This is a genomic window from Janibacter sp. Soil728, from assembly GCF_001428305.1.
Taxonomy (GTDB): Bacteria; Actinomycetota; Actinomycetes; order Actinomycetales; family Dermatophilaceae; genus Janibacter.
Genome location: NZ_LMRZ01000006.1, coordinates 15,772 through 27,449, shown reverse-complemented (window position 1 = coordinate 27,449; position 11,678 = coordinate 15,772). Strand labels below are relative to the sequence as shown.

At 71.6% G+C, this 11,678-nt stretch carries 8 protein-coding genes; 4 read left to right on the top strand and 4 right to left on the bottom strand.

What is annotated here, in order from left to right; genetic code table 11:
• Nucleotides 1-6 precede the first annotated feature (6 nt).
• Entirely contained in the window at nucleotides 7-780 is a 774-nt protein-coding gene (locus ASG73_RS13345) for a ParA family protein (RefSeq protein WP_055996172.1), read from the top strand.
• Nucleotides 781-912: 132 nt separating this feature from the next.
• Here ASG73_RS13345 and ASG73_RS13340 read toward each other — a convergent pair whose 3' ends face one another.
• Entirely contained in the window at nucleotides 913-2,559 is a 1,647-nt protein-coding gene (locus ASG73_RS13340) for a DEAD/DEAH box helicase (protein ID WP_055996169.1), read from the bottom strand.
• Nucleotides 2,560-2,776: 217 nt separating this feature from the next.
• Here ASG73_RS13340 and ASG73_RS13335 point away from each other — a divergent pair, with 217 nt between their 5' ends.
• Nucleotides 2,777-3,481 carry a ferritin-like fold-containing protein gene (locus ASG73_RS13335; RefSeq protein WP_082567252.1) on the top strand — a complete coding sequence of 235 codons (705 nt, stop codon included), beginning with the start codon at nucleotides 2,777-2,779 and terminating at the stop codon, nucleotides 3,479-3,481.
• A gap of 103 nt (nucleotides 3,482-3,584) precedes the next feature.
• Here the strand turns inward: ASG73_RS13335 and ASG73_RS13330 are convergent, their stop codons facing one another.
• From ASG73_RS13330 to ASG73_RS13320, 3 genes are all read right to left on the bottom strand, one after another.
• On the bottom strand, nucleotides 3,585-3,854 hold the full coding sequence (locus tag ASG73_RS13330) for a GlsB/YeaQ/YmgE family stress response membrane protein (RefSeq protein ID WP_055996167.1): 270 nt from the start codon (nucleotides 3,852-3,854) through the stop codon (nucleotides 3,585-3,587).
• Between the two features lie 162 nt (nucleotides 3,855-4,016).
• Nucleotides 4,017-4,274 carry a DUF3107 domain-containing protein gene (locus tag ASG73_RS13325; protein ID WP_442905391.1) on the bottom strand — a complete coding sequence of 86 codons (258 nt, stop codon included), beginning with the start codon at nucleotides 4,272-4,274 and terminating at the stop codon, nucleotides 4,017-4,019.
• A gap of 4 nt (nucleotides 4,275-4,278) precedes the next feature.
• Nucleotides 4,279-4,938 (bottom strand): TetR/AcrR family transcriptional regulator, encoded by a 660-nt coding sequence (locus tag ASG73_RS13320; RefSeq protein ID WP_055996161.1) that lies wholly within the window; start codon nucleotides 4,936-4,938, stop codon nucleotides 4,279-4,281.
• Between the two features lie 162 nt (nucleotides 4,939-5,100).
• Between ASG73_RS13320 and ASG73_RS13315 the strand changes: the two genes are divergently transcribed.
• Together ASG73_RS13315 and ASG73_RS13310 are read left to right on the top strand one after the other, a co-directional pair.
• Nucleotides 5,101-8,259: an ATP-dependent helicase gene (locus ASG73_RS13315; protein ID WP_235499458.1), complete on the top strand. Its 3,159-nt coding sequence runs from the start codon at nucleotides 5,101-5,103 to the stop codon at nucleotides 8,257-8,259.
• Complete coding sequence (locus ASG73_RS13310; RefSeq protein ID WP_055996158.1) at nucleotides 8,256-11,582, top strand: ATP-dependent helicase; 3,327 nt, start codon at nucleotides 8,256-8,258, stop codon at nucleotides 11,580-11,582. The genes ASG73_RS13315 and ASG73_RS13310 overlap by 4 nt, the downstream gene beginning before the upstream one ends.
• Nucleotides 11,583-11,678 lie beyond the last annotated feature (96 nt).

Here is an 11,678-nt window from a genome sequence, read left to right as displayed (position 1 = left end):
TCACCCGTGGCACGCGCGAAGAAGGCAGCCATCATCGCTGTCGCCAACCAGAAGGGCGGCGTCGCCAAGACGACGTCGGTCGCGTCCATCGGTGCCGCGATGGCCGAGCTCGGACGCCGTGTCCTCCTCGTCGACCTCGACCCGCAGGCCAGCCTGACCTTCAGCCTCGGGGTCGACCCCGACGCCGTCGAGCTGTCCGTCAACGAGGTCATCCTGGGTCAGGCCGAGGTCGCCGACGCGATCCTGCAGATCAGCGACGGCATCGACCTGCTTCCCGCGACGATCGAGCTCGCCGGGTCCGAGGCGCAGCTGCTGACCCGGCCCGGTCGCGAGTTCGTCCTGCAGTCGGTCCTCGAGGACGTGCGCGCGGACTACGACGTCATCCTCCTCGACTGCAGCCCGAGCCTCGGAGTCCTCACGCTCTCGGCGCTGACCGCCGCGACCGGGCTGATCATCCCGATGCAGGCCGAGATGCTCAGTCACCGTGGCGTGGGCCAGCTGCTCGACACCGTCAAGGACGTCAAGAAGCTGCTCAACAAGAAGCTCAAGACCATCGGCATCCTCCCGACGATGTACGACGGGCGCTCCAACCACGCCCGCGAGGTCCTCGACGATCTCGGCACGCGCTACAAGCTGCCCGTGCTCTCGCCGCCGATCCCGCGGACCGTGCGCTTCGCCGAGGCGCCCGCTGCCGGCCGCTCGATCCTCGACACGGCCGGCTCCAGCAAGGGCGCAGCCGCCTACCGCGAGGTCACCGAGGCGATCCTCGCCGTCATCTGAGGCCCGGGGCGGCTGCCTTCGCCGCTGAGCAGCAGAACCGCCCCTTCGCACGAGTTCTCAACTCGTGCGAAGGGGCCGTTTTTCGGGTCACCCGGTCATCGGGCGGCCGTTGGGACGAAGGGAGGTCAGGCCTCAGCCGGCGTCCTGGACCTGGTCGGACTGGCTGCCGTGGGTGCGGCGGCGGTTGCGGCGACGGCGCGGACGACCCTCGCCGTCCCCCTTCGCCTCGCTGGGCTGGTCACTGCTGCGCACGGTGTCGCTGTTGCCGCCCCGGTCGGCGTCGCGTCCGCCGTCACGTCCACCGCGGCCACCGCCGTCGCGTCCACCGCGACCACTGTCGCGTCCGCCGCGGCCACCGCCGTCGCGTCCACCGCGCCCGCTGTCGCGCCCGCCACCGGAGCTGCTCTGGCGACGACCGCTGGACTTGCCGGTCTCGCCGAGGTCCTCGATCTGCTCCGCGTCCAGGCCCTCACGGGTGCGCTGGGTCCGGGGGAGACGGCCCTTGGTGCCCTCGGGGATGTCGAGGTCGGTGAAGAGGTGCGGGCTGCTGGAGTAGGTCTCGACTGCCGAGGGGATCCCCAGGTCGAGCTGACGGTTGATGACCGCCCACTTGGTCTCGTCGTCCCAGTCGACGAAGGTGACGGCGATACCCGTGTTGCCCGCGCGACCGGTCCGACCGATGCGGTGGACATAGGTCTTCTCGTCATCGGGGCACTGGTAGTTGATGACGTGGGTGACATTGGTGACGTCGATGCCACGAGCGGCGACGTCGGTCGCGACGAGGACGTCGACCTTGCCGTTGCGGAAGGCGCGCAGCGCCTGCTCGCGGGCGCCCTGACCGAGGTCACCGTGGAGCGACGCTGCGGCGAAGCCACGGTCGACGAGCTCGTCGGCGACCTTGGCCGCGGTGCGCTTGGTGCGGGAGAAGATGATCGTCAGGCCGCGGCCGTCGGCCTGCAGGATGCGGGAGACCATCTCGACCTTGTCCATCGCGTGGGCGCGGTAGACGAACTGCTCGGTCGCCTTGACGGTGTGGCTGTCGGCCTCGCCGTCCTCGCTCATCGCGCGGATGTGGGTCGGCTGCGTCATGTAGCGACGCGCCAGGGCGACGATCGCGCCGGGCATCGTCGCGGAGAAGAGCATCGTGTGCCGGGCTGGCGAGGTCATCGCCATGATCTTCTCGACATCGGGCAGGAAGCCCAGGTCGAGCATCTCGTCGGCCTCGTCGAGGACGACGGTCTTGGTCGCCGAGAGGTCGAGGTGCTTCTGCTGCGCCAGGTCGATGAGACGACCCGGGGTGCCGACCACGACGTGGACGCCCTTCTTGAGGGCCTCGATCTGCGGCTCGTAGGCCCGGCCGCCGTAGACGGTCAGGACCTTGATGCCCAGACGCTTGCCGGCACGCTCGAGGTCCGCGGCCACCTGGCCGGCGAGCTCACGGGTCGGGGCGACCGCGAGGGCCTGGGGCCGCGGGTCGTCGGAGTCGAGGTCGATGTGCTCGAGGATCGGGATGCCGAAGCCGAGCGTCTTGCCGGTACCCGTCTTGGCCTGGCCGATGATGTCGTGGCGGCCGAGGGCCACCGGCAGCGTCATGGCCTGGATCGGGAAGGGGTGGATGATCCCGGCGTCGGCCAGCGCTGCGACGATTTCGGGGTTGACGTTGAAGTCCGCGAAGGTCTGCTGCGCCGCCTCGGGTGCGGTGCCCTCGACATCGGGCGTGGCCTGCACGGCTTCGCGGTCGGCTACGGACAGCGATTCTGGCGTGGTGGTGTCGGACATGAAGTCTCACGATCAGCGTGGACGGCGCGAAGCGCGCGCCGAGGGTGGCACGGGCCGATCGGAGGTCAGTCATGCGGTCTGCCGCGAGTGGGGCGACCGCGCCGGACGTCTCGTCCGGGCGTAAAGGATGCCGACCGGGCACCGCTGGTCATCTGCATGCTACCCGTCCCCTCGCCTTCCGGCCGAACCGTCGCGGTCGCGCACTAGGCTGCGGTCCATGAGCGAGCAGGCACCCCCTTCGTCCTCCGACGGTCTCGGCGATCGCGAACGTGAGGGCACCATCGAGCTTCTCGGGGTCGTCGCCTACGGCACGATCTCGGGGTTCACCCAGATGGCCGCCGACTCCGAGATGGCCCGCGACATGCATCTGAAGCGAGCCCTCGCCGGCATGGCGGTCAAGGAGTTCCACCACCACGAGCACCTGAGCGGGCGCATCACCGAGCTCGGTGGCGACCCGGTTGCGGCGATGGCTCCGTTCGAGGACGCCTTCGAGGCCTACCACGCACGCACCCGCCCGCGGGACCTGCTCGAGGGCCTGGTCAAGGCCTACATCGGTGACGGCATCGCCAACGACTTCTTCGTCGAGATCGCCAAGTACATCGACCCCCAGTCGCGGGCCGTCGTCGAGCAGGCGAAGGGGGGCGACCACCGTGATCTCGACGCGATCGTCTCGGCGGTGCGTCTGGGGATCCGCGAAGATCCTCGCCGCGGTGGCCCGCTGGCGCTGTGGGGGCGTCGTCTCATGGGCGAGGCGCTCACCCAGGGGCAGGTGGTGGCGGTGCAGCGCGAGGCGCTCAGCGACCTCATGCTCGGGCTCAGCCACGATCGTCCCGGCGCGACCCTCGAGGAGATCGGCCTGCTGATGCAGCGGCTCACCGACCGGCACCAGCTGCGGATGGGCCGGCTCGGGCTCTCGGCCTGATCTGTTCGGACATGACGAAGGGGGCCCGCCGAGTCGGCGAGCCCCCTTCGAGACGCTTGCTGAGCAAACTCCTCAGGGCGGCGCCTTCGTCTGGCGTGGTGGGTCAGACCTGCTTGCGGCCGACGACCATGCCGTAGATGACGATCAGGACCGCGGCGACGATGACGCCGAGGACGAGAGCGATCCAGTCGATGCCCGAGGTGCCCGAGTTACCCGACATGGCCGAGTAGGCCCAGGAGCCGATGAGGGCCCCGAGGATGCCGAGGATCACGGTGACGAGCGTCGAGATGTTCTGCTTGCCCGGGAGAACCAGACGAGCGAGCGCACCGATGATGGCGCCAAGGATGACGGTGACGATGATGGTCCACAGCACAGTTGATCACTCCTTCTGCGCCCGACAGGGGTGAACGGGCGCGATCAGTAGCCCCGTGCGGGCTGTGTGATCAACATAGACTCCTGAGGCGCCTGTTGCGAATCTCAGGATGTGACGATTTGGACGCGGCGGTTGTCACCGCGTGCTAAGCGACCGGCCCGATCAGGCGCCGAAGCCGACGCGTCCGCGGCTCGGCTCGCCGACCTCGACATAGCCGAGAGCGCCGGCCGGGACCATGACACGACGGCCCTTGTCGTCGGTGAGGACGAGGGCGCCGCCGTCGAGAGCGACCTGCACGGCTGCCTCGATCTCCGCCTCGGAGCCGGTGGCCTCGATGACGACCTCGCGGGCCACGTTCTGGATGCCGATCTTGACCTCCACGGTCACTCCTTCGGTGTCGGTGCGTGAACTCTGACTCATCGTGTCACTCGCCGGCGACGAGGTCCGTGGCGGGGTCGCTCGTCCCCATGCGGTTGACCGGGAAGGTGCCGATGCCGCGCCAGGCCAGGTGCCCCGCAGCCTGGGCGGCGACCTCCTTGCTGAAGTGGGCGCCGTGGGCCAGCCACGTCCGGGCCATGACCTGGGCCGCCCCGGACATCGCCAGCCCCAGCATCTCGGCCAGCTCGGTCGGGAGGGGGGTGTCCTGGACGATCCGCTGGGCGATCGCCTCGCCGAGCTGTGCCTCGAGTGCGTCGAGACGGTGACGCACCTGGGGGTCGTTGGTCAGGTCCGACTCGTAGATGAGGCGGAAGGAGCCGCCCTCGTCGGCGACGAAGTTGAAGAAGGCACGGACGGTCGCGTAGACGCGCTCCTCGTGGTCCTCGCTCGAGTTGAGCGCCTCGAGCACGAGGGTCTCGAGGTGGTCGCACTGGTCGTCGAGCAGCGCGAGGTAGAGCTCGAGCTTGCCGGGGAAGTGCTGGTACAGCACCGGCTTGGAGACCCCGGCCGAGTCGGCGATGTCCTCCATGGCCGCCGAGTGGTAGCCCTTGGCCACGAAGACGCCGAGCGCGGCGTCCAGCAGCTGGGCGCGTCGCTGGGCACGAGGCATCCGCTGCACGCGGGTGCCGGGCGTGTGGGAGCTCATGGGTTCCTCCGGAGAATCGCTCCACCGAGTGGCGGATCCCACCATGTGGCGGACGACACGATCCTACCTATCGGTAGTGACAGCCGAGAGCACCGGGTGTGGTCCGCGCCTCACGGGTGCCGCGACGGGATCGCTGTCGGTGGCGGGTGGTGGGATGGGTCCGTGACCGAGCAGCTCCCCACCGTGCATCTGCGGGCCCCGTTCTCCGACGGGCCCTCGTCCGTCGTGTCCCTCGACGCCGACCAGACGGCTGCCGTGGCCGCGCGAGGAGATCTCGTGCGTGTGCTCGGCGGGCCCGGCACGGGCAAGAGCACCGTGGCCGTCGCGGCGGTGCTGGACCGGGTCTCGCGCGGTGAGTGCTCGCCCGGGGAGGTCCTGCTGGTCGCGGCGACGCGGCTGTCGGCGGCGACGGCCCGTGACGCGGTGACGGCCGGGCTGACAGGGGCGACGACCGAGCCGATGGCCCGCACCATGCCCGCGCTCGGATTTGCCGTGCTGCGTCAGCACGCGGTGCTGCGGGGCGACCCGGCGCCACGACTGCTGTCCGGCGCCGAGCAGGACCTCGTCCTCGGTGAGCTGCTCGCAGGGCACCGCGAGAGCGCCTCCGGCCCGCAGTGGCCCCAGGACCTCGTCGAGGCACTCGCGACGCGTGGTTTCCGCGAGGAGCTGCGCGACCTGCTCATGCGCGCCATCGAGCACGGTGTCACCCCGGATGACCTCGCTGGCCTCGGGCGGACGCACGGTCGCCCGGAGTGGATCGCTGCGGCCGAGGTGGCCCGCGAGTACGACGAGGTCACCGCGTTGTCGCGACCGGGCGCCTTCGACCCGGCGTGGGTGCTGACCGCCGCCGCAGAGCTGCTCGAGGAGGACCCCGAGGCCAGGGAGCGAGTGCGCTCCGGGATGCGGGTCGTCGTGGTCGACGACGCGCAGGAGCTCACGGCACCGGCGGCCAGGCTGCTGCGCGCGCTGACCGGTGAGGGGGTCGACCTGGTCCTCGTGGGTGACCCTGACGTCGCGGTCCAGGGCTTCCGCGGAGCAGACCCGCACCACCTGGCCGGAGACTGGACCGGGCGTCAGGTCACCACTCTCGTCCTGGGCCACGGTCACCGCCTGCCCGAGCAGGTGCACGCAGCGGCAGCGAGGGTCGTCCCCAAGATCGCTGCACTCGGCGGTGGGGTGCAGAGGGTGGCGGGCCCCGTCCGCCCCGGCGGCGCACTCGAGGCGCATGTGCTGCACTCGAGCGCCCAGGAGGCCGCCTTCGTCGCCCACGAGCTGCGTGCCGCGCACCTGCTGGACGGTGTCCCGTGGCAGCGGATGGCCGTCGTCGTCCGCGGGGCCGCCCGGCAGGCGACCCTGCGCCGGGTCCTGGCCGCTCGTGGTGTGCCCGTGCTCGGTGACGCCCACCGGGTGGCGGTCCGGGACGAGCCCGCGGCCCGGCCCCTGCTGCACCTGCTCTCCCTCGTCGTCGATCTGGCGCGCGGTCGGATCGCGACCGTCCCCGCGGCCGATGTCGTCGACCTGCTCGCCAGCCCACTCATCGCGGCCGACACCGTCGCGGTCCGCCGGTTGCGACGGGCGCTGCGCCGTGACGAGCTCGCGGCCGAAGGCATCCGCACGAGCGACGAGCTGCTCGGTGAGCAGGTGCTCGACCCCGATCACCTGATCCACCTCGGTCACGACGCATTGCCGCTGCACCGGCTCGCGCTCGTCGTCGCTGCCGGGCGCGCCGCAGCACGCACCGGTGAGGCCGGGGCGGGGTGGTCCCCGGGCGTGTCCGCGGAGTCGGTCCTCTGGCAGATGTGGGAGGCCGCCGACGTGGCCGATGCCTGGCGTGCCGCTGCGCTCGCCGGTGGTGCTGCCGGGGCCAGGGCCGACCGTGCGCTCGATGCCGTCGTGGCGCTCTTCGACGCCGCAGCCGCGCACCAGGACGCGCTGCCCGCGTCCGGGCCCGATGCCTTCCTCGACGCGGTCGCCGGGCAGGCTGTGGCGGCCGACTCCCTCGCTGCGCGCAGCCCCGACGCCGACGCCGTCGCCCTCGTGACCCCGCAGACCGCTGCCGGCAACGAGTGGCACACGGTCGTCGTGGCGGGAGTGCAGGAGGGCGTCTGGCCGGACCTGCGGCTGCGCGGCTCACTGCTGGGTTCCGAGCGCCTCGTCGACATCGTGACCGGTCGTGACCACACCGGGGCCGGCGCCGCGGCCGCGGTCCGTCATGACGAGACCCGCCTCTTCCACGTCGCCCTCACCCGGGCCACCGATCGTGTGCTGGTCACCGCTGTCGCCGCGGAGGACGAGCAGCCGTCGGTCTACCTCGACATCGTCGACCCGCTCCCCGAGGACGTCCTGCGGCGGGAGCCGACCGATGTCGCGGCCCCGCTCGACCTCACCGGCCTCGTGGCGCAGCTGCGTCAGCAGCTGGCGTCCACGGACCCGGCTGCGGCGGGGCGGGCGGTCGCCCGGCTTGCACTGCTCTCCACCGCAGGAGTGGCGGGGGCCTCCCCTTCGTCGTGGTGGGCATTGCGCGACCTCAGCGACACCCGCCCGGTCCGGCACGAGGACGCCGCGGTCACGGTCAGTCCGTCCAAGGTGCAGATGTTCACCGACTGCGGCCTGCGCTGGCTCCTGCAGTCGTCCGGCGGCGACGGGCCGAGCCAGACCTCGGCCGAGGTGGGCACCCTCATCCACGCGCTCGCGCACGACCTCGGCGACGCAGGGGAGGAGGCCTTCCAGGCGGAGCTCGAGCGACGGTGGCCCACTCTGGGCATGGCGCCCGGCTGGGTCACCGACCAAAAGCTCGAGCGCGCCCGGGCGATGGCGCACTGGCTCGCGGAGTACCACCGGCGAGCGGCCACCGAAGGGTGGCGACCGGTCGCGACGGAGGAGCGATTCCGCGTCGAGCTGGGCCGAGCCGTGCTGCAGGGCAGCGTCGACCGCCTCGAGGTGGACGCCGAGGGGCGCGTGCGGGTCATCGACTACAAGACCGGCTCCTCCGCGCCGACGAGCAAGGACCTGGCCGAGCATCCGCAGCTGGGCTCCTACCAGGTGGCGATCGCCGAGGGCGGCTTCCGCGATCACGGCACCGAGGGTGCCGGGGCGGCTCTGGTGCACCTGGGCAAGGCGCGCAACTCCAAGAACGCCGTGCAAGGACAAGAGCCGCTCAGCGCCGCGGACGAGCCGCGGCACTTCCACGACCTGATCACCGGAGCGGCCGACGGGATGGCTGCGGCCACCTTCGCCGCCCAGCCGGAGGAGGGGCGCTGCCGCATCTGCCCGGTCCGCTCCTCCTGCCCCGCCCATGACGAAGGGGGACGCCTGAGATGACCTGGCCGCCCACGATCGGTGCCGTCGACCTCGCCCGTGCGCTGGGTCAGGAGCACCCGCCCACCGATGAGCAGCGCGAGATCATCGAGGCCCCGCTCGAGCCGCTCCTCGTCGTCGCGGGCGCCGGCTCCGGCAAGACCGAGACGATGACCGCCCGCGTCGTGTGGCTCGTCGCCAACGACCTCGTCACGCCCGAGCAGGTGCTCGGACTGACCTTCACCCGCAAGGCCGCGGGCGAGCTGGCCGAGCGGGTCGCCCGCCGGCTGGCGACGCTCGAGCAGACCGGGGTGTGGACTCCTGCCGAGGGCGTCGAGGCCGACGGCCTCGGCGGGACGCCCACGATCTCCACGTACCACTCCTACGCCGGGAGACTGGTGCGTGAGGGGGCCCTGCGGCTGGGCTACGAGAAGGACTCGCGACTGCTCTCCGAGGCGGCGACCTGGCAGCTCGCGCACGAGGTCGTCCTCGCGTGGGACGGCCCGATGGAGGACATCGACAAGGTCGAGTCCACCGTGACCAATGCGATCGTCTCGCTCGCCGGTGAGCTGGCTGAGCACCTGTGCACGCCGCAGGACATCGAGGACTTCTCCCGGCAGGCACTGGCCCACCTCGAGGCAGTGGCGGCCTCGGGCAAGGACTTCACCAAGGACTTCCGCAGCAAGGTCATCACCCCGATGGCGCAGCAGCGGCTCATCCTGCCGATCGTGGAGCGCTACCGCGCGGTCAAGCGCGAGCGGTCGGTCATGGACTTCGCCGACCAGATGGCGCTCGCCGCTGCGCTCGCGACACGCTTCCCCGACCTGGGCCAGGCCGAGCGCGACCGTTTCCGCGTGGTCATGCTCGACGAGTTCCAGGACACCTCGGAGGCCCAGCTGGTCCTCATGCGCGAGCTCTACGCACCGCAGGGCCAGACGCCAGCGGCGGTGACCGCAGTCGGTGACCCGCACCAGTCGATCTACGCCTGGCGTGGGGCCAGTGCGACGACGCTGGCGACCTTCCCGCGGTACTTCGCCACGGCAGGGCATGAGGCTCCGGTCAAGCACCTGTCGACGAGCTGGCGCAACGACGAGACGATCCTCGAGGTCGCCAACGCGGCGGCCGGCCCGCTCGGTGCGGTGAGCGGGGTGCCGGTGACCCCCCTTCGCTCCCGACCGGGTGCCCAGCGCGGTCAGGTGCAGGCGCTGCGCACGCAGACCGCCCACGACGAGGCGGCCCGCGTGGCGGAGTGGATCGAGACCCGTCGGGGCACCGGTGACGGGGGAGCGGCTCGCCGCAGCGCTGCGGTGCTGTGCCGCAAACGCAGCCAGTTCACCCTCATCGCCGAGGCTCTCGCCGCCCGCAACATCCCGCACGAGGTCGTGGGCCTGGGTGGGTTGCTCCTCACCCCCGAGGTCGCCGACGTCATCTCGCTGCTGACGATCGTGCAGGACCCGATGCGCGGGGACCGGCTGATGCGGTTGCTCACCGGACCTCCCGGGCTGCTCGGCCCCGCCGACCTCGATGGGCTCGGTGCCTGGGCCCGGCACCTCGGCCGCGAGGCGAGGGCCGAGGTCGCCGCAGAGGTCGCCGCCGAGACAGGGGTGGCGGCTGCCGACGGCGGGCCACGGCCTGGTCCGGACGACGTGGTGACGATCATCGATGCCCTCGACCAGCTGCCCGAGCCCGGTTGGCGAGGGGACGCCGGACAGTCGATCTCGGATGCTGCCCTGACGCGGTTGCGTCACATCGGGGGCATGGTCTCCCGGCTGCGTCGTGGAGCCGGCATGTCGCTGCCCGACCTCGTCGGTGAGGCCGAGCGCGAGCTCGGGGTCGACATCGAGGTCCTCTCCCGCCCGGGCTGGTCGCCCGGTGCGGCCCGTGCCCACCTCGATGCCTTCGCCGATGTCGCCGCGCAGTTCGCCTCGAGCGCCGACCGACCGACGCTCGGCGGGTTCATCGACTGGATCGAAGCAGCCGTCCAGCAGGAGCGGGGCCTGGAAGCACCCGTCGTCGAGCCGACCAAGGACGCCGTGCAGATCCTCACCTGCCACGCGGCCAAGGGTCTGGAGTGGGATGTCGTGGCCGTGCCCGGCTTGTCGGAGGGAGTCTTCCCCGCGCACGCCTCGCGTTCCTCCTTCTCCGACGATGGTGGGTGGAGCCTCGGCCAGGTCAACGAGTCGGGCTGGATCTCCGGCCTCGACGGCGTGCCCTTCCCCCTTCGCGGCGACCGGGAGGGTCTCCCGCACCTCGACCTCTCGCTCGCTGAGACCAAGGCGCTGCAGGACGAGCTCAAGCGCTATCGCGCGGCCAACGGCGATCACGGGCTCCTCGAGGAACGCCGACTGGCCTATGTCGCCGTCACCCGGGCTCGCAGCCAGCTCCTGCTGGGGTCGTGGGTCTGGGGGGCGACCGGCCAGCAACCGCGCCTGCCCTCGCGATTCCTCGACGAGGCCTGCGCGACGGGTGTCGTCGAGCAGCTCGACTGGGCCGAGATGCCTGAGTCCAAGGAGGTCCGCAACCCCTCCCTCGAGGTGTCGCGACAGGTGATGTGGCCAGGTGGCGAACCTGCCCCGGAGCGGGCGGGTCTCGCATCGGCAGCCACGCAGATGGCTGATCTTGACCGTCACACCGTGGCCGACGACCTCGGCGCAGATCCGCTCGACGACCAGCTGCGCATCCTGCTCGAGGAGCGTGAGCGTCGGCGGCGCGCGAGGGGTCAGGACATCTCGGTCGAGCTCCCGGCACACCTGTCGACCTCACAGCTGGTCTCGCTGGCGCGTGACCCGCGGGGCTTCGCGCTCGACCTGCGCCGGCCGATGCCCGGGCCACCCCAGGTGGCGGGTCGTCGAGGCACCGCCTTCCACGCGTGGGTGGAGGAGCACTACGCCCATGCCGGGCTCGTCGACGTCTTCGACCTGCCGGGCAGCGCCGACGAGTCGCTCGGGGACGAGGACCTGTCGGCGATGCAGGAGCACTTCCTCGCCAGCGAGTGGGCCGACCGGGTCCCGCTCGAGGTCGAGCTCTCGCTCGAGATCGTCCTGGGTGGGCATGCCGTGCGCGGCCGGGTCGACGCCGTCTTCGCGGACGACGACGGGGGAGTGAGTGTCGTGGACTGGAAGACCGGCAGGCCGCCACGAGGGCCCGAGGCCCGGGTCCGCGCGGTCCAGCTCTCGGCCTACCGCATCGCCTACGCCCGGTGGCGCGGGATCGACCCCGAGCGGGTGCGCGGCGCCTTCTTCCACGCGGCGACGGGTGAGACCCTCCGGCCTGAGCTGCTCAGCGAGGACGAGATCATCACCCTGCTGGGTGACGTGGTGCAGGACGAGGCCGACGCACTCGCCTGACCCCCTTCGCGGGTGGCTGCCGACTCGCGGACTCGCGGAGCGCGGGTGGATGCCGACTCGCGGGTGATTCGTCGGCGAGTTCACCTCCACCCGCGG

Excerpts from the sequence above, each read along its gene's own strand:
- ASG73_RS13340 (WP_055996169.1), bottom strand. The coding sequence starts at position 2,559 with ATGTCCGACACCACCACGCCAGAATCGCTGTCCGTAGCCGACCGCGAA.
- ASG73_RS13335 (WP_082567252.1), top strand. The coding sequence starts at position 2,777 with ATGAGCGAGCAGGCACCCCCTTCGTCCTCCGACGGTCTCGGCGATCGC.
- ASG73_RS13310 (WP_055996158.1), top strand. The coding sequence starts at position 8,256 with ATGACCTGGCCGCCCACGATCGGTGCCGTCGACCTCGCCCGTGCGCTG.
- ASG73_RS13320 (WP_055996161.1), bottom strand. The coding sequence starts at position 4,938 with ATGAGCTCCCACACGCCCGGCACCCGCGTGCAGCGGATGCCTCGTGCC.
- ASG73_RS13325 (WP_442905391.1), bottom strand. The coding sequence starts at position 4,274 with ATGAGTCAGAGTTCACGCACCGACACCGAAGGAGTGACCGTGGAGGTC.